Genomic DNA, 17,458 nt, shown 5'->3' on the forward strand with positions numbered 1-17,458 from the left:
CGGGATCAATCACGGTCAATGCGAGTCACCCCAGCCACGGTCTTCTGGCCGACCTCGACCGCGACGTCCACACCCTCGGGCAGGTACAGGTCGACGCGCGAGCCGAAACGGATCAGACCGACCCGCTCGCCCTGCTCGACCTTGGTGCCGGAGGGGATGTAGGGGACGATGCGGCGGGCCACCGCGCCGGCGATCTGCACCATCTCGATGTCGCCGAGCTCGGTGTCGAAGTGCCAGACGACCCGCTCGTTGTTCTCGCTCTCCTTGTTGAAAGCCGGAACGAAACCGCCGGGCACGTGCTCGACCGACGTGACCGTGCCGGAGAGCGGGGCGCGGTTGACGTGGACGTTCAGCGGGCTCATGAAGATCGCGACGCGGGTGCGGCCGTCCTTCCACGGCATGATGCTCTGCACCACACCGTCGGCCGGCGAGATGACGCGGCCCTGGGCGATCTCGCGCTCCGGGTCGCGGAAGAACCACAGCATTCCCGCCGCCAGCGCGGTGGCGGGAACGGCTACGGCCTTGGCGGCACCCGAGCGGCGGGCGCGCAGCAGGCTGACGGCCGCGGTGGCGACGGTCGGAAGAAGCCACGGCGATGCTCCGCGCGCAAGGCGTACGCCGGCCAGGCTGTCACGATGTGCAGGGGTTTGGCTGTGGGGCATGGATGACCTTCGTAGCGGATGAATGCCGCGCTTTCGACGGGGGACGGCGGCTTTCCGCGATCGTAGCGGTTAAGGGCCACAACTGGGTAAGCCGAGCTGTCGAGTCGGCGGCGGAACACCGCTGACGGGGTGTGATCTTCTTCTCGAAGAAAACACCCCGTAGGCGGACATTCAGCCCTGGAACCGATACTCTTCGAGCAGTCTGCGGCCGATGATCATTTTCTGGATCTCGGCGGTGCCTTCACCGATGAGCAACATGGGGGCCTCACGGTACAGGCGCTCGATCTCGTACTCCTTGGAGAAGCCGTACCCGCCGTGGATGCGGAACGCGTCCTCGACGACCTCCTTGCAGTATTCGGAGGCCAGGTACTTCGCCATGCCGGCCTCGAGGTCATTGCGCTCGCCCGAGTCCTTCTTGCGGGCGGCGTTCACCATCATGGCATGCGCGGCCTCCACCTTGGTGGCCATCTCCGCCAGCTTGAACTGGATGGCCTGGTGATGGGCGATCGGCTTGCCGAAGGTGTGGCGCTGCTGGGCGTAGGCGATGCCGAGTTCGAAGGCGCGCTGGGCGACGCCGCAGCCGCGGGCGGCGACGTTGACGCGGCCGACCTCGACGCCGTCCATCATCTGGTAGAAGCCGCGCCCGGTGACGCCGCCGAGCACCCGGTCGGCGGGCACGCGCAGGCCGTCCATGATGAGTTCGGTGGTGTCGACGCCCTTGTAGCCCATCTTGTCGATCTTGCCGGGGATGGAGAGGCCGGGCCGGACCTCGCCGAAGCCGGGCTCCTTCTCCACCAGGAAGGTCGTCATGGACTTGTGAGGGGCGGTGCCCTCGGGGTGACCCTCGTCACTGCGGACCAGGACGGCGACGAGGGAGGAGGTGCCGCCGTTGGTGAGCCACATCTTCTGGCCGGTGAGGACGTAGTCGTCGCCGTCCTTCACCGCCTTCGACGTGATCGCCGACACGTCGGAGCCAAGGCCCGGCTCCGACATCGAGAAGGCGCCGCGGATGTCGCCGGCCGCCATCTTCGGCAGGAAGTGGTCCTTCTGTTCCTGGGTGCCGTGCTGCTTGAGCATGTAGGCGACGATGAAGTGGGTGTTGATGATGCCGGACACCGACATCCAGCCACGGGCGATCTCCTCCACGCACAGCGCGTACGTCAGCAGCGACTCGCCCAGGCCCCCGTACTCCTCGGGGATCATCAGACCGAACAGGCCCAGTTCCCTCAGGCCGTCCACGATCGCTTGCGGGTACTCGTCGCGGTGCTCAAGCCCGGTCGCGACCGGGATGATCTCCTTGTCGACAAAGTCACGGACGGTGGAGACGATCTCCTGCTGCACGTCCGTCAGACCGGCGGTCCGGGCCAGGCGCGTCATCACTTCTCCTGCTGCTTCGGTTCCGGGCGGCCCGGCTGTTCCCCGCCGCGCTCCTTGGTGTACGTCTCGGTCGGCACCATCACCTTGCGGCGGAAGACGCACACCAGCGTGCCGTCCTGCTTGTAGCCCCTGGTCTCGACGTGGACGATCCCGCGGTCGTTCTTCGACTTCGACGGCCACTTGTCCAGCACCGTCGTCTCGCCGTAGACCGTGTCGCCGTGGAACGTCGGCGCCACGTGCTTGAGCGACTCGATCTCCAGGTTGGCGATGGCCTTTCCGGAGACGTCCGGCACGGACATGCCGAGCAGCAGGGAGTAGACGTAGTTGCCCACGACGACGTTCCGGCCGAAGTCGGTCGTCTTCTCGGCGTAGTTGGCGTCCATGTGGAGCGGGTGGTGGTTCATGGTCAGGAGGCAGAACAGGTGGTCGTCGTACTCCGTGACCGTCTTGCCCGGCCAGTGCTTGTAGACCGCCCCGACCTCGAACTCCTCGTAGGTCCGTCCGAACTGCATGCCGCTCAGCCCTCCGGGATCTCGAACTTCGACGTGCGCCGCATGCCGGCGGCGCGGCCCTTGCCCGCGACGACCAGCGCCATCTTGCGGCTGGCCTCGTCGATCATCTCGTCGCCGAGCATCGCCGAGCCCTTCTTGCCGCCCGCCTCGGACGTGCAGTACTCGTACGCGTCGAGGATCAGCTCCGCGTGGTCGTAGTCCTCCTGGGACGGCGAGAAGACCTCGTTGGCGGCCTCCACCTGACCGGGGTGCAGCACCCACTTGCCGTCGAAGCCGAGCGCCGCGGCCCGCTGTGCGACCTCGCGGAAGCCGTCCACGTTGCGGATCTGGAGGTAGGGGCCGTCGATCGCCTGGAGGTCGTTGGCGCGCGCGGCCATCAGGATCTTCATCAGGATGTAGTGGTAGGCGTCCGCCGGGTAGCCGGGCGGCTGCTCGCCCACGACGAGCGACTTCATGTTGATGGACGCCATGAAGTCGGCCGGGCCGAAGACGATCGTCTCGACTCGCTGGGAGGCCTGCGCGATCTCGTTGACGTTGTTCAGGCCGCGGGCGTTCTCGATCTGCGCCTCGATGCCGATGCGGCCCACCTCGAAGCCCATCGTCTTCTCGATCTGGGTCAGCAGCAGGTCCAGCGCCACGATCTGCTGGGCGTCCTGCACCTTCGGCAGCATGACGCAGTCCAGGTTCTGGCCCGCGCCCTCTACCACCGTCACGACGTCCCGGTACGTCCACTCGGTCGTCCAGTCGTTGACCCGCACCACCCTCGTCCTGCCCGTCCAGTCGCCCTCGTTGAGGAACTTGACGATGGTGTGCCGTGCCTCCGGCTTGGCCAGCGGCGCGCAGGCGTCCTCCAGGTCGAGGAACACCTGGTCGGCGGGCAGTCCCTGCGCCTTCTCCAGGAAACGGGGGTTCGAGCCCGGTACGGCCAGACAGGAGCGCCGCGGGCGGAGACGGTTGACAGAGGGAAGGGGCGCGCCGGAGCCGCTCGTCAGAGGGGTGGCGGCGGGCGACGGGTGGGCCGTCATGCGGGGACCTCCAGGGGGTCGAGCTTGTTCGCTTTCCGGATCTCGTCGACGATACGGCCGATGATCCCGGTGATGTCGAAGTCCTTCGGGGTGAAGACCGCGGCCACTCCGGCGGCCCTGAGCTGCTCGGCGTCGGCGCCCGGGATGATCCCGCCGGCGATCACCGGGATGTCGGCGGCGCCGGCCCGGCGCAGCCGCTCCAGTACGTCCGGCACGAGCTGGGCGTGCGAGCCGGACAGGATGGACAGGCCGACCGCGTGCACGTCCTCGGCGAGGGCCGCGTCCACGATCTGTTCGGGGGTCAGCCGTATGCCCTGGTAGACCACCTCGAACCCGGCGTCGCGTGCCCGTACGGCGATCTGCTCCGCGCCGTTGGAGTGCCCGTCCAGGCCCGGCTTGCCGACCAGGAAGCGCAGCTTGCCCACTCCGAGGTCATGGGCCGTCAGTTCCACCCTGCGGCGCACTCGGGCCAGCGCCGAGCCCTCCTCGGCGGGGACGGCGACCGGCGCCGACGACACGCCGGTGGGCGCCCGGAACTCGCCGAACACCTCGCGCAGGGCCCCGGCCCACTCGCCGGTCGTGACACCCGAGCGGGCGCACTCCAGCGTGGCCTCCATCAGGTTGTCGGTGCCCTTGGCCGCCTCCTTCAGCCGCTCCAGCGCCTTGCAGGGGCGCGGGTGGTTGAACGGCGGCTGGTAGCGGGTGTCGCGCCAGTGCTGGAGCGAGGCGGTCACGCGGGCCTCGACCGCCGGGTCGACCGTCTGGATCGCGGTGTCCAGATCGGCGGTCAGCGGGTTCGGCTCGGTGCCCTCGAATATGTTGACGCCGACGATCTTCTCCTGGCCCGACTCGATCCGGGCCCGGCGCTCGGCGTGCGAGGCGACGAGCTGCGACTTCAGGTAGCCGGACTCCACGGCGGCCATCGCGCCGCCCAGCTCCTGGATGTGCTCCATCTCGGCGAGCACCGCCTCGACCAGGTCCGCCACCTTCGCCTCGACCACCTTCGAGCCCTCGAAGATGTCCTCGTACTCCAGCAGGTCGGACTCGTAGGCCAGCACCTGCTGGATGCGCAGCGACCACTGCTGGTCCCAGGGGCGGGGCAGGCCGAGGGCCTCGTTCCAGGCGGGCAGCTGCACGGCACGCGCGCGTGCGTCCTTGGAGAGGGTGACGGCCAGCATCTCCAGGACGATCCGCTGGACGTTGTTCTCCGGCTGCGCCTCGGTCAGGCCGAGGGAGTTGACCTGGACGCCGTAGCGGAAGCGGCGGTGCCTGGGGTCCTCGATGCCGTACCGCTCGCGGGTGATCCGGTCCCAGACGCGGCCGAACGCCCGCATCTTGCACATCTCCTCGACGAAGCGGACGCCCGCGTTCACGAAGAAGGAGATACGGCCGACGACGTCGCCCATGCGCTCCTGCGGCACCTGGCCGCTGTCGCGCACCGCGTCCAGGACGGCGATTGCGGTGGACATCGCGTACGCGATCTCCTGCACCGGTGTGGCGCCCGCCTCCTGGAGGTGGTAGCTGCAGATGTTGATCGGGTTCCACTTGGGCATGTGGGAGACCGTGTACGCGATCATGTCCGTGGTCAGCCGGAGGCTCGGACCCGGCGGGAAGACATGGGTGCCGCGGGACAGGTACTCCTTGACGATGTCGTTCTGGGTCGTGCCCTGGAGCCTGGTGACGTCCGCGCCCTGCTCCTCCGCGACGACCTGGTAGAGGGCCAGCAGCCACATCGCGGTGGCGTTGATCGTCATCGAGGTGTTCGTCTGCTCCAGGGGGATGTCCTGGAACAGCCGGCGCATGTCGCCGAGGTGCGCGACCGGGACGCCGACCCGGCCGACCTCGCCGCGGGCGAGGATGTGGTCGGAGTCGTAGCCGGTCTGCGTCGGCAGGTCGAACGCCACCGACAGACCGGTCTGGCCCTTGGCGAGGTTGCGCCGGTACAGCTCGTTGGAGGCCTCGGCCGTGGAGTGGCCGGCGTAGGTGCGCATGAGCCACGGCCGGTCTCTGTCCCCGTGGGCCCTCGGTGTCTGACGCTCACTCATGTGCGCCTCTCAGATGTTTCGGAAGCGGTTGATGGCGTCGATGTGCCGGGCGCGCATGGCCTCGTCGCGCACGCCGAGGCCCTCCTCGGGCGCCAGGCACAGCACGCCGACCTTGCCCTGGTGCAGGTTGCGGTGCACGTCGTACGCCGCCTGACCGGTGTCCTCCAGGGAGTAGACCCGGGACAGCGTGGGGTGGATCTTTCCCTTGGCGATGAGGCGGTTGGCCTCCCAGGCCTCGCGGTAGTTGGCGAAGTGGGAGCCGATGATGCGCTTCAGGGACATCCACAGGTAGCGGTTGTCGTACTCGTGGGTGTAGCCCGAGGTGGAGGCGCAGGTGACGACGGTGCCGCCCTTGCGGGTGACGTACACGCTCGCGCCGAACGTCTCGCGGCCGGGGTGCTCGAAGACGATGTCGACGTCCTCGCCGCCGGTGAGTTCGCGGATGCGCTTGCCGAAGCGCTTCCACTCCTTGGGGTCCTGGGTGTGCTCGTCCTTCCAGAACCGGTAGCCCTCGGCGGTGCGGTCGATGATCGCCTCGGCGCCCATGGCGCGGCAGAGGTCCGCCTTCTGCTCGCTGGAGACGACGCAGACGGGGGTCGCGCCGCCGGCGAGGGCGAACTGCGTGGCGTAGCTGCCGAGTCCGCCGCTCGCGCCCCAGATGAGCACGTTGTCGCCCTGCTTCATGCCGGCGCCGTTGCGGGAGACGAGCTGGCGGTAGGCGGTGGAGTTGACCAGACCGGGGGCGGCGGCCTCCTCCCAGCTCAGATGGCCGGGCTTGGGCATCAGCTGGTTGGACTTGACCAGCGCGATCTCGGCGAGGCCGCCGAAGTTGGTCTCGAAGCCCCAGATGCGCTGCTCCGGGTCGAGCATCGTGTCGTTGTGGCCGTCGCTCGACTCCAGCTCGACGGACAGGCAGTGCGCGACGACCTCGTCACCGGGGTGCCAGGCGTTGACGCCGGGGCCGGTGCGCAGGACGACGCCGGCCAGGTCGGAGCCGATGACGTGGTACGGCAGGTCGTGGCGCCTGGTGAGTTCGCTGAGCCGGCCGTAGCGCTCCAGGAAGCCGAACGTCGACATCGGCTCGAAGATCGAGGTCCACACCGAGTTGTAGTTGACCGAGGAGGCCATGACGGCCACCAGGGCCTCGCCGGGGCCCAGCTCGGGCACCGGCACCTCGTCCAGGTGCAGGGACTTGCGCGGGTCCTTGTCGCGGGTGGCGAGCCCGGCGAACATCTCCGTCTCGTCCTTGTGCACGGTGATCGCGCGGTACGACTCGGGCAGTGGCAGGGCGGCGAAGTCGGCGGACGTGGCGTCCGGCGACTGGATCGCCTCCAGGATGTCCTTCACGGTCACGGTGTTGCCTCCGGCGTCGAGCGCCCCGGGGGAGGGGCGCTGAGGGTTACGTCGGTGCTGCTGAGGGGTGCTGAGGGGGCCGTCGGTTCCGGCCGGGTGCCGTCGGTTCGGCGGGTGTGGGGCTTTCGGCAGCGCTTTGTGGCGCGGGAGGTTGCCTGTGACGCAGGCGTCCGGGCGTGCGAGCCGCCATCGGCTTGCTGGGACAGCCGGCGTGCGTGCGGTTCTGCCGCGCGCCGACCGCCCGGACACCTTCAACGTATGACACCGCGTGTCATCCGGCAAGGCACTGAGTGCCAGAATTCTCGCTCAAACGAAAACTTTACGCAACAGATGAGCGATGATCGATCGAAGGGGGTCGCCGAGTCGGGTGAAAACGGGCTCCGACATGCGAAAACGGCCACCCCTGGGGTGGCCGTCAGTACCTGCGCGTCCGTGGTCCTCGCGATCGCGAGGCCTCTCAGCGCTCTTTCAGCGCCTCCTCGATGGTCCGCATGACCTCTTCCAGCGGGGCATCGGTGCGGGCGACCGCGACCAGTACCTCGCCCTGCTGGGACACCGCCGCCGAGGACCCGGGGGCGGACCCGGGCGCCGCGGCGCGGCCGGCCCCGATGCCGGTGCCGAACGTCTTGCGCACGATCGCGAAGGCGTGGTCGAGCTGCGCCTCGACGTCTCCCCGGCCCTCGGCCCGCAGCCAACGCCGCAGCACGTGGTTGTGCGCGGTGACCACGGCGGAGGCGGCGACCTCCGCCAGCAGCGGGTCGTCGTTGGCGTCGTCGGCGTGCACGCGCTCGTCGAAGTGGCCCAGCAGATAACGCGTGAACAGGCGCTCGTAGCGGGCCACGGAGGCGATCTCCGCCTCGCGCAGCGTGGGCACCTCGCGGGTCAGCCGGTAGCGGGCGACCGAGATCTCCGGCTGCGCCGCGTACATCTTCATGACTTCCTTGATGCCCCGGCACACCGTGTCGAGCGGGTGCTCGTGCGCGGGGGCCGCGTTGAGGACCGCCTCGGCGCGGATCAGGGTGTCGTCGTGGTCGGGGAAGATGGCCTCTTCCTTGGAGCGGAAGTGGCGGAAGAAGGTGCGGCGGGCGACCCCGGCCGCCGCCGCGATCTCGTCGACCGTGGTCGCCTCGTACCCCTTGGTCGCGAACAGCTCCATCGCGGCGGCCGCCAGCTCCCGGCGCATCTTGAGCCGTTGGGCGGCCGCGCGGGAGCCTGCGGCGCTCTCCGGCGCGTCGGGCGTGGCGGGTGTGCGTGTGGACCTGGCGGGCTGGGGCATGACCCGAACGTACTGCATGTGAGCGGCCCGGTGCGCACGTCCCCGCCTTCCTCCGTCCCCGGTGGGCGGGGGAGCGGCCGCCGGCTCCAGCAGGCCGCCCCACTCCCGCCCGTCCGCGAACCGGTCGCCGGACCGGTCAGCGCCGGGCATGTTCGCGGAAGCCGCGGCCGGTCTTGCGGCCGAGGCAGCCCGCGGCCACCAGGTGCTCCAGGAGTGGTGCCGGGGCCAGGCCCGGGTCGCGGAACTCGCGGTGCAGGACCCTCTCGATGGCCAGCGAGACGTCCAGGCCGACGACGTCGAGCAGTTCGAACGGGCCCATGGGATAGCCGCCGCCGAGCTTCATCGCCGCGTCGATGTCGTCCAGGGACGCGTAGTGCTCCTGCACCATCTTGACCGCGTTGTTCAGGTACGGGAACAGCAGGGCGTTGACGATGAAGCCCGCGCGGTCCCCGCAGTCGACGGCGTGCTTCCTGATCCTGACGCACACCTCGCGGACCGTCGCGTGGACGTCGTCCGCCGTCAGCACCGTGCGGACGACCTCGACCAGCTTCATCGCCGGCGCCGGGTTGAAGAAGTGCATGCCGATCACCTCGTGCGGGCGCGAGGTGGCGCGGGCGCAGACGACCACGGGGAGCGAGGAGGTGGTGGTGGCCAGGATCGCGCCCGGCTTGCACACCTTGTCCAGTGCCGCGAACAACTGCTGCTTGACCGCCAGGTCCTCGGCGACGGCCTCGACCGCGAGATCCACGTCGGTGAAGTCGTCGAGGCTGCCGGTGGCCGTGATCAGGTCCAGGGTCCGCGCGGCGTCCTCGGCGGTCAGCCGGCCCTTGTCGACGGAGCGGGAGAGCGACTTGCCGATGCGGGCCCTGGCGGCCCGCGCCTTCTCCGCGCTGCGGGCGGCCAGCACGACCTCGTACCCGGCCTTCGCGAACACCTCCGCGATCCCGGAGGCCATGGTGCCCGAGCCGGCGACGCCGACCGAGCGCACCGGGCGGCCGGGGCCGAGGACGTCGCCGGACGGCGGGGTCAGCGCGTCCCGCACGACGGTGCCGCTGCCCGGGGCCTCGTAGGTGTAGAAACCACGTCCCGCCTTGCGGCCCGTGAGGCCGGCCTCGCTGAGCTGCTTCAGGATCGGCGCGGGCGCGTGCAGCCGGTCGCGCGACTCGGCGTACATGGCCTCGAGGACCGTGCGCGCGGTGTCGACGCCGATCAGGTCGAGCAGCGCCAGCGGGCCCATCGGCAGTCCGCAGCCGAGCCGCATCGCGGCGTCGATGTCCTCGCGGGAGGCGTACCTGCCCTCGTACATCGCGGCGGCCTGGTTGAGATAGCCGAACAGCAGCCCGTCGGCGACGAATCCCGGCCGGTCGCCGACCGCGACGGGCTCCTTGCCGAGTTCCAGGGCGAGGTCGGTGACCGCCTGGACGGCCTGCGGGGCGGTCAGCACCGAGGAGACGATCTCGACCAGCCGCATCGCCTGCGCGGGGTTGAAGAAGTGCAGTCCGATCACCCGCTCCGGGTGGGCCGAGTCGGCGGCGAGGCGGGTCACCGAAAGGGCGTTGGTGCCGGTGGCCAGGATCGCCCCCGGCCGCACGATGCCGTCCAGTTCCCGGAAGATCTGCTGCTTGGTCTCGTACGACTCCGGCGCCACCTCGACGACCAGGTCGGCGTCGGCCGCCGCGGTCAGGTCGGTGCAGGTGCGCACGCGGGCGAGCGCGTCCGCGCGCTCCCGCTCGGTCAGGCGCCCGCGTTCCACGGCGTGGGCGGTGGAGTGTTCCAGGGCGGCGACGCACTGGGCGGCCGCCGCCTCGCTGATGTCGATGCCGACGACCTCGCGGCCCGCGCGGGCCAGGACCTCGGTGATGCCGGTGCCCATGGTGCCGAGGCCGACGACGGCGATCGTCTTCAGCGGGGACAGGGAGGTGTCGGAGAGGGGAGCGGCCATCGCGGGACTCCAGGAATGAGAGTGACGACTGGGAACGCGTCCCGGGTGCGCGGAGGGCGCACCGGGTGCGGAAGGAAGGATCTGCGGGTGCTGTCGGGCGGGGAATGCGCATGCCCGGCGCCGGTCGCCGCGGGCGCCTGCGCGCCCGGCGGCCGGTGAGGGCCGACCGGCTCTGTCCCGAAGCCGGGTCGTACTGCGGTACTCGGGGTACCGAACCGACAACACTCGCGGTGGCTGCGTCACCAGGCCACTGCGAGAGGGTTACGAGAGGGTGTCTCGCTCGTCTGAGCTTAACCGGTGGGTAACGAGCGCGCCACCCCTCCGAGTCTGTGATGAGGGTCCCACGCGGGTGGCCGCCCACCCGGGAGAACGGCTGCGGGCGCTCAGACGGACTTGACCTCGCCGCCGTCCATGCGGAGGGCCGAGCCGGTCAGCCAGCGTGCCCCCGGTGAGACGAGGAAGGCCATGAGCTCGGCGATCTCGTCCGGTTCGCCGTAGCGTGCGATGCCCGCATCCTGGGGGAACTTCGCGGTGGCCTCCTCGACGGTCATGTCGTGCAGCGGCGCCCAGTGTTCGAGGTACGAGCGGCGGCGGCCGGTCATCACCGGTCCCGGCAGGACGCTGTTGACCTGGACCCCGTCCGTGATGCCGCGGTCGGAGAACGCCTTGGCCAGTGCGACGATCGCGGCGTTGATCGTGCCCACCGCGGCGTAGGGGGCTTGGGGAAGAGCGCCGAGTTGCCCGAGATCAGGACGACGGATCCCCGGGCCTCCCGCAGGGCCGGCCAGGCGGCGACCGTGAGGCGGCGGGCACCGTGGAGCTTGAGCGCGAGCCCGTGGTCCCACTGTTCGTCGGTCATGTCGAGCACGTCGATCTGCGGGACGGCGCCCGCGATGTTGAGCAGCGCATCGACCCGTCCGAACCTGCTCAGCGTCGCGTCGACGACAGCACGGGCCGCGGCGGGATCGGACAGGTCCACGTCGATGACGAGGGGCTCGGCGCCTGCCGCACCGACGGCCGTCGCCGTCTCCTCGAGGTTGGCGCGGTTGCGGGCGACGAGCGCGATCGCGTCGAAGTCGCGCGCCAGCCGGATCGCGGTCGACCGGCCGATGCCCTGACTGGCGCCGGTGACGACGGCCACTGACTGGGGCATGCTGATTCCTTTCATGGGGCGTGTGCCGAGGCCGCGTTGCGTCGCGAAGGGCCGCGCCGGTGACCAGGGCCCGGTCCCGGTCCGGAGCGCGGGCGTCAGTCGCCGAGGAACTCCCGGATGGCCGCGGCGATCTCACCCGAGTGTGTCTCCAGCGCGAAGTGGCCCGTGTCCAGCAGCCGGACGTCTGCGCCCGGGATGTCACGCCTGAACGCCTCGGCCCCGGGAGGCAGGAAGAACGGGTCGTTCCGGCCCCAGACGGCCAGCAGCGGTGGCTGGTGGGTGCGGAAGTACTCCTGGAACGTGGGATAGAGCCGCACGTTGCTGGCGTAGTCGAGAAAGAGGTCCAGCTGGATCTCGTGCGCGCCGGGACGGGCGAGATAGTGGTTGTCCAGTGTGTAACCGTCGGGCGAGACCGATGCCGGGTCGGCGACTCCGTGGGTGTACTGCCACACCGTCGTCTCGGGCTGCAGCAGGGTGCGGATCGCGTCGCGGTTCGCCTGCGTGGGTTCCTCCCAGTACGCGCGGATCGGGTTCCAGCCGTCGCTGAGCCCTTCCTCGTAGGCGTTCCCGTTCTGCGTCACGATCGCGGTGATCCGCTCCGGCCGCCGGACGGCCAGCCGGAACCCGGTCGGGGCGCCGTAGTCGAACACGTAGAGCGCGTACCGGTCGAAGCCCACCGCGTCGGTGAAGCCCTCCAGGACATCCGTGAGCGCTTCGAAGGTGTAGGTGAAGCCGTCCCGGCTCGGCATGTCGGACTGCCCGAAGCCGAGCAGGTCCGGCGCGATGACGTGGAAGTGGTCGGCAAGTTGCGGGATGAGGTCCCGGAACATGTGGCCGGCACTGGGGAAACCGTGCAGCAACAAGAGCTTCGGGGCGTCCCGGGGCCCCGATTCACGGTAAAAGACCTTCAGGCCGTTCACATCGGTACTGCGGTAGGTGGTCGGGGCCACGGTGTCTTCTCCTGTGTGTCGGCCCAAGACGGACGGCCGTCCTTCTGCCGCCGCCTCGCGCATGCCGTCGGGTCACTGGTGGCGCACTGCCGGCCGGTTACGCGGACGCCGCCACACCCCGCACGGCGTCGAGGACGATGTCCACGACCTCCTGGGGCGCGGTGACCAGGGGCGCGTGGTCCACCGGGTGCGGCCGGGCGTGTGCACCCATCCGCTCGGCCATGAAGCGCTGCGTGTCCGGGGCGATCATGCGGTCCTGCTCGGCGATCAGGAACCAGCTCGGGCGGTCCCTCCACAGAGGCCGTCCGACCGGGACACCGATGCTCGCCGCGGCGATGGGGCGCTGCACGGCGGCCAGAAGCGCCTGCTCCTCGGGAGGGGCGTGCTGTGCGAAGGCGGCGGCGAAGGCGTCCTCGGGCAGCCAGACCAGCCCGTGGGCGTCGGGCTGGAGCTCCGGCGTCCTCGGGTCCGGCCGGCCGCGACGGAAGACGTCGCCCACCGTCTCTCCTTCGTCGGGCGCAAGCGCCGCCACGTAGACCAGCGCGGCGGTCTTCGGATCGCGGGTCGCCCCGATCACGGCTCCGGCACAGGCGTGTCCCACCAGGACGAGCGGGCCGTCGAGCCGCTCCAGAACGCGGTCGAGGGCCGCGACGTCGTCGGTCAGGGAGGTCAGCGGCAGGGGTGCCGCGACGACGTCGACGCCCTCGGCCTTCAGCGGGCCGATCACCTTGCTCCAACTCGATCCGTCGGCCCAGGCACCGTGCACGAGCACGACACCGACGTGGTTGGTGGACATGGTTCGTTCCTCTGTTTTCGTGGTCCAGGCGGATGAGTTGCGTCATCGGCACAGATCGACGGCGGGCGGCCAACCTGTCACAACAAGGACTTGGGCGAACCTCCGGACACGCTCCACGCTCCGGCCGAAGGGCACGATTGGCCCAGCGACGCGGTGGAGAGGCCGCCTCGTTCACACCTCGACCGCTCAGCGGCCCGACAACTCCACCCACTTCGGCGGAGCGGCACACTAGGCTGGCCGCCGTGGACGAAGAGTTGCGATCGCTCACGGAGCGCTTACGGCAGGAGTCGGGCGGATCGGCGGCGTACGAGCACCTGGTCGCCACCGTGGACATGGACGAGCTGGCCGAGGTGCTGACGGCGCCCGGGCAGCCGCTGTGGGCCAGGGAACTGGCCGCGTTCCGGTCGGGCCTCGCGGGCGACCGGCGGGCCTTCGAATCCCTCGTCCTGCTCCTGAACCACCGGGACCCGCAGCGCTGCGCCTCCGCCGCCTATGCCCTGGCCCGCCTCGGCGACCCCCGCACCGCCCGGGCGGCGGCGGCCCTCGCCACCAACGAACTCCGCGTCGCCTACGCCCTGCACCCGGTGCGCCTGCTGGTGGAACTGCGCGCCCCCGAGTCCGTCCCCGCCCTGATCACGACCCTGGAGCGCCGGCTCCGCCCGCACGATCCCTACCGTCGTGTGGCCCTCGCCTGCGTCGAGGGGCTGGGGACCCTTGTCGATCCCCGTGCCCGGCCGGTCCTCACCGAGGCCCTCGCCCACCCGGCCCTGGCGGAGGCGGCGGTGCGGGCACTGGCCCGGATCCCGGAACAGCGGTGACCCGCGGGGAAGATACGGGTGTGCGGACAACTCGGCGTCCGCGGCGCGGGCTTCACCGTCCCGGCACGTCCGTCACGCGCCCACCACCGCGAACGCCTCGACCTCCAGCAGGAACTCCGGGCGGACCAGGGCGGCGACCTGGACGGCCGAGGAGGCGGGCAGGCGGTCGTCGGGTATGTGGGCGGCGCGGGCCGTGCGGATGGCCGGGAGGTGGGCCGTGTCCGTGACGAAGTAGGTGAGCTTCACGACGTGCGCGAAGGACGCTTCCGCGGCGGCCAGGCAGCGGCGGATGTTCTCGAAGACCTGGGCCGCCTGCGCGGCCGGATCGCCCTCGCCGACGAGCTCGCCGTCCTCGTCCAGGGCGAGTTGGCCGGAGATCGCGACGAAGCGGCCGGTGCCCATGACGACATGGGAGTACTGCGCGGCGGGGGCGACCCCGTCGGGGGCGGGGATCCTGGTCGGCTCAGTCATGCGTCCATGGTGGACCACGGGTGTGACATCACGATCGGGTCACCGCCCCCGACGGGCGTCAGGCCGCGTGCCGCGGCCCGGCAGAGCCGGTCCGGCCGCTCAGCCGCGGAAGCCGACGATGCCGTGCAGCGCCGCCCCGCGCGCGCCGCCCGACGGGGAGGCGGCCGCGGCGGACGCCGCCGCGCTCAGCGGCTTCGGGTCGGGCAGCCGCCGGCAGACCGCGTCGGCGACACCCTTGCCGCGCGGCACCTTGCCGTTGGTCAGATACGTCGCCAGGTGCTTGTCCAGGCAGGCGTTCCCGCTCAGCGTGATGCCGTGGTTGCCGCCGCCCTGCTCGACGACCAGGCTGGAGTTCCGCAGCAGCCGGTGCACCGTGACACCGCCCTGGTACGGGGTGGCCGCGTCGTCGGTCGCCTGGAACAGCAGCACCGGCGGCAGCTTGCTGTTGGCGACGTTCACCGGGCGCTTGGCGGCGACCGGCCAGAAGGCGCAGGGCGCGTTGTACCAGGCGTTGTTCCAGGTCATGAACGGCGCCTTGGCGTGCACGGCCCAGTTGTCCTTGCGCCACTGCCGCCAGTCCCGCGGCCACGAGGTGTCACTGCACTGCACCGCGGTGTAGACGCTGTAGCCGTTGTCGCCGGAGGCGTCCACGGCGCCGAAGTTCTGGTACGCCTCGACCAGCGGTCCGGTCTTCTTGTCGTTCGCGTACGCCGCGAACGCCTGGGCGAGGTAGGGCCAGTAGCCGTTGTAATAGCCGCCCGGGACGAAGGTGTCCTCCAGTTCGGAGGCGCCGACCTTGCCGCCCGCGGGCTTCTGGGCGAGCGCCGCCCGCATCGCGTACCACTTGGCCTCGATCACGGCCGGGTCCTCGCCCAGCCTGTAGGTCGAGTCGTTCTTCGCGATCCATGCCAGGAAGGCCTGCTGGCGGCCCTCGAAGGCGTAGTCCTGCCGGATGTTGTCGTCGTACCAGACGCCCGTCGGGTCCACGATCGAGTCGAGGACCAGCCGGCGCACCCGCTCGGGGAAGAGCTTGGCGTACACCGCGCCGAGGTAGGTGCCGTAGGAGTAACCGAAGTAATTGATCTTCTTGGCGCCCAGGGCCTTGCGGATGGAGTCCATGTCGGTCGCCGCGTTGACCGTGTTGATGTGCGGCAGCACGTTCGCGTACTTCTTGCCGCAGGCGGCGGCGAAGGACTTCGCGCGCGCGAGGTTGGCGCTCTCGATCGCGGTCGTGCTCGGCACCGAGTCGGCGCGCACCGGCTTGAAGGAGCCGGGCTTGCAGTCGAGCGCCGGTGAGCTCTTGCCCACACCGCGCGGGTCGAAGCCGATGACGTCGTACTGGGCGGCGACCTTCTTGGGCAGGGAGGAGGCGACGAAACCGGCGAGCGAGAGACCGCTGCCGCCGGGGCCGCCTGGGTTGACCAGCAGGGGTCCCTGGTAGGTCTTGGCGGTGTGCGGGACGCGGGACAGCGCCAGCGTGATCTTCTTACCGGACGGATGCCGGTAGTCGAGCGGTACCTTCACGGACCCGCACTGCAGGGTGGGACTCCCGGCGGTGCCGCACTTCTTCCAGGTGACCTTGGCAGCGGATACGGCGGCTGCGGAATGCGGCGTGCTCGCGTCGGCGGGGACGGCCGTGAGGGATCCGGCCATGACGACGGCGGCACCGCACAGTACGGCAGCGCTTTTTCTCATAAGTCCTCCCAGGACGGAGAGGCTGCGGACCGCGGTCTCGCGATCCTCGCCGCATCGTCCCGGAAAGACCTAGCGGAAGAACGCGTTCTGACAATTCTTGACCCAATTGGGCCGAGTGATGCCCTCGAACGATCTTAAATGAGCGTGAGTTGAGTCGGTTCGGGCACCGTGGGCGGTTGCGGTTCGGGCGGCTGGATCCGGCGCGCCGCTCCCGCGCGCGCGGGTCCGATGCCGTACTCCCTTGCCAGTTCGTGCACCTGACGGGTGATCCGGCGCTGGTACCACTTGGGGGCGTAGGCGCCCTCGGCGTACAGCCGCTGGTAGTCGGGCACCAGACGCGGGTGGTGCTGTTCGAGCCAGGCCATGAACCACTCGCGGGCGCCGGGCCGCAGATGCAGGACAAGCGGGGTGACGGAAGTGGCCCCGGCCGCCGCTATCGCCCTTACGGTGTCGCGCAGTTGGGCCGGCCGGTCGCTCAGGAACGGGATCACCGGCGCCATCAGCACCCCGCAGCCGATGCCGTGCTCCCCGAGGGTCCGCACGACGTCCAGGCGCCGCTCGGGGGCGGGGGTGCCCGGCTCGACGGTGCGCCACAACTCGGTGTCGGTGAAGCCCACCGAGACGCAGACGCCCACGTCCGTGACCTCGGCGGCCTGGGTGAGCAGATCGAGGTCGCGCAGGATCAGCGTGCCCTTGGTCAGGATCGAGAACGGGTTCGCGTGGTCGCGCAGCGCGCTCAGGATGCCCGGCATCAGCCGGTAGCGGCCCTCGGCCCGCTGGTAGCAGTCCACGTTGGTGCCCATGGCGATGTGCTCGCCGTGCCAGCGGCGCGAGGCGAGCTGGCGGCGCAGCAGCTCCGGCGCGTTCACCTTGACGACGATCTGGGTGTCGAAGCCGATGCCCGTGTCGAGGTCCAGATAGCTGTGCGTCTTGCGAGCGAAGCAGTACACGCACGCGTGCGTGCAGCCGCGGTACGGGTTGACCGTCCACTCGAAGGGCATGCGGGAGGCCCCCGGCACCCGGTTGATGATCGAGCGGGCCCGGATCTCGTGGAAGGTGATCCCGCGGAACTCGGGAGTGTCGAACGTGCGTGTGGTGACCGCGTCCGCCCCGAAGAGCGCGGCGTCGGCGGCCCGGCCGTGACCGGGGTCCCCGGAGTTGTCCGGGTCCACGGTGAGGTTGTCCCAGCGCATGGCGCCTCCTCGGTAGTGCTGTCCCCCAGAATAGAACACATGTTCCCTTGATCGTGCGGCTGACCGTACGGACGCCGTTCCCGATCACCCGCTGTGCCGGGTCCGATCACTTGAGGGCCCCGATTTGGGGGGCCGGGCGGCGGGGTGATTGGCTTGCCCCAAGCCTGAGAACGGATGTCCTGGAGGAAGC

Annotated in this window: 16 protein-coding genes; 1 reads left to right on the forward strand and 15 read right to left on the reverse strand. The window is 70.3% G+C overall.

Annotated elements, in window-relative coordinates; genetic code table 11:
• Positions 1 to 5: 5 nt before the first annotated feature.
• The 12 genes from ACF09J_RS31695 to ACF09J_RS31750 all read right to left on the reverse strand — a co-directional run bounded on the left by ACF09J_RS31695 (position 6) and on the right by ACF09J_RS31750 (position 13,091).
• A complete protein-coding gene (locus ACF09J_RS31695; protein WP_100566584.1) occupies positions 6 to 662 on the reverse strand; it encodes a phosphatidylserine decarboxylase in 657 nt (218 codons plus the stop codon).
• 171 nt (positions 663 to 833) lie between these two features.
• Positions 834 to 2,039 (reverse strand): acyl-CoA dehydrogenase family protein, encoded by a 1,206-nt coding sequence (locus tag ACF09J_RS31700; RefSeq protein ID WP_392308903.1) that lies wholly within the window; start codon positions 2,037 to 2,039, stop codon positions 834 to 836.
• Positions 2,039 to 2,551, reverse strand: coding sequence for a MaoC family dehydratase (locus ACF09J_RS31705; RefSeq protein WP_392308904.1), 513 nt, complete (start codon positions 2,549 to 2,551; stop codon positions 2,039 to 2,041). The genes ACF09J_RS31700 and ACF09J_RS31705 overlap by 1 nt, the downstream gene beginning before the upstream one ends.
• Positions 2,552 to 2,556: 5 nt before the next feature.
• Positions 2,557 to 3,576 (reverse strand): HpcH/HpaI aldolase/citrate lyase family protein, encoded by a 1,020-nt coding sequence (locus ACF09J_RS31710; RefSeq protein WP_392308905.1) that lies wholly within the window; start codon positions 3,574 to 3,576, stop codon positions 2,557 to 2,559.
• Positions 3,573 to 5,621, reverse strand: coding sequence for a protein meaA (locus ACF09J_RS31715; protein WP_392308906.1), 2,049 nt, complete (start codon positions 5,619 to 5,621; stop codon positions 3,573 to 3,575). The genes ACF09J_RS31710 and ACF09J_RS31715 overlap by 4 nt, the downstream gene beginning before the upstream one ends.
• A 9-nt stretch (positions 5,622 to 5,630) precedes the next feature.
• Entirely contained in the window at positions 5,631 to 6,968 is a 1,338-nt protein-coding gene (gene ccrA / locus ACF09J_RS31720) for a crotonyl-CoA carboxylase/reductase (RefSeq protein ID WP_392308942.1), read from the reverse strand.
• Between the two features lie 463 nt (positions 6,969 to 7,431).
• Positions 7,432 to 8,250 (reverse strand): TetR family transcriptional regulator, encoded by an 819-nt coding sequence (locus ACF09J_RS31725; protein ID WP_392308907.1) that lies wholly within the window; start codon positions 8,248 to 8,250, stop codon positions 7,432 to 7,434.
• Between the two features lie 136 nt (positions 8,251 to 8,386).
• Complete coding sequence (locus tag ACF09J_RS31730; protein ID WP_392308908.1) at positions 8,387 to 10,192, reverse strand: 3-hydroxyacyl-CoA dehydrogenase family protein; 1,806 nt, start codon at positions 10,190 to 10,192, stop codon at positions 8,387 to 8,389.
• A gap of 383 nt (positions 10,193 to 10,575) precedes the next feature.
• The gene (locus tag ACF09J_RS31735; RefSeq protein ID WP_392308909.1) at positions 10,576 to 10,896 is read right to left on the reverse strand and encodes an SDR family oxidoreductase; all 321 of its coding nucleotides are present in this window, start codon (positions 10,894 to 10,896) and stop codon (positions 10,576 to 10,578) included.
• Positions 10,794 to 11,360 (reverse strand): SDR family NAD(P)-dependent oxidoreductase, encoded by a 567-nt coding sequence (locus ACF09J_RS31740; RefSeq protein ID WP_392308910.1) that lies wholly within the window; start codon positions 11,358 to 11,360, stop codon positions 10,794 to 10,796. The genes ACF09J_RS31735 and ACF09J_RS31740 overlap by 103 nt, the downstream gene beginning before the upstream one ends.
• Before the next feature lie 80 nt (positions 11,361 to 11,440).
• Positions 11,441 to 12,295 (reverse strand): alpha/beta fold hydrolase, encoded by an 855-nt coding sequence (locus ACF09J_RS31745; protein ID WP_392308911.1) that lies wholly within the window; start codon positions 12,293 to 12,295, stop codon positions 11,441 to 11,443.
• A gap of 97 nt (positions 12,296 to 12,392) precedes the next feature.
• The gene (locus tag ACF09J_RS31750; protein WP_392308912.1) at positions 12,393 to 13,091 is read right to left on the reverse strand and encodes an alpha/beta fold hydrolase; all 699 of its coding nucleotides are present in this window, start codon (positions 13,089 to 13,091) and stop codon (positions 12,393 to 12,395) included.
• 242 nt (positions 13,092 to 13,333) lie between these two features.
• Here ACF09J_RS31750 and ACF09J_RS31755 point away from each other — a divergent pair, with 242 nt between their 5' ends.
• Entirely contained in the window at positions 13,334 to 13,909 is a 576-nt protein-coding gene (locus ACF09J_RS31755; protein WP_392308913.1) for an adenylosuccinate lyase, read from the forward strand.
• A gap of 72 nt (positions 13,910 to 13,981) precedes the next feature.
• Here the strand turns inward: ACF09J_RS31755 and ACF09J_RS31760 are convergent, their stop codons facing one another.
• The 3 genes from ACF09J_RS31760 to ACF09J_RS31770 form a co-directional block, all read right to left on the reverse strand.
• The gene (locus tag ACF09J_RS31760; RefSeq protein WP_392308914.1) at positions 13,982 to 14,380 is read right to left on the reverse strand and encodes a RidA family protein; all 399 of its coding nucleotides are present in this window, start codon (positions 14,378 to 14,380) and stop codon (positions 13,982 to 13,984) included.
• A gap of 99 nt (positions 14,381 to 14,479) precedes the next feature.
• Positions 14,480 to 16,075 carry an alpha/beta hydrolase gene (locus ACF09J_RS31765; protein ID WP_392308915.1) on the reverse strand — a complete coding sequence of 532 codons (1,596 nt, stop codon included), beginning with the start codon at positions 16,073 to 16,075 and terminating at the stop codon, positions 14,480 to 14,482.
• A gap of 134 nt (positions 16,076 to 16,209) precedes the next feature.
• Positions 16,210 to 17,268 (reverse strand): Rv2578c family radical SAM protein, encoded by a 1,059-nt coding sequence (locus ACF09J_RS31770; protein ID WP_392308916.1) that lies wholly within the window; start codon positions 17,266 to 17,268, stop codon positions 16,210 to 16,212.
• Between the last annotated feature and the right edge of the window lie 190 nt (positions 17,269 to 17,458).

The sequence above is a fragment of the Streptomyces sp. NPDC014889 genome (genome assembly GCF_043081205.1).
Classification (GTDB): domain Bacteria; phylum Actinomycetota; class Actinomycetes; order Streptomycetales; family Streptomycetaceae; genus Streptomyces.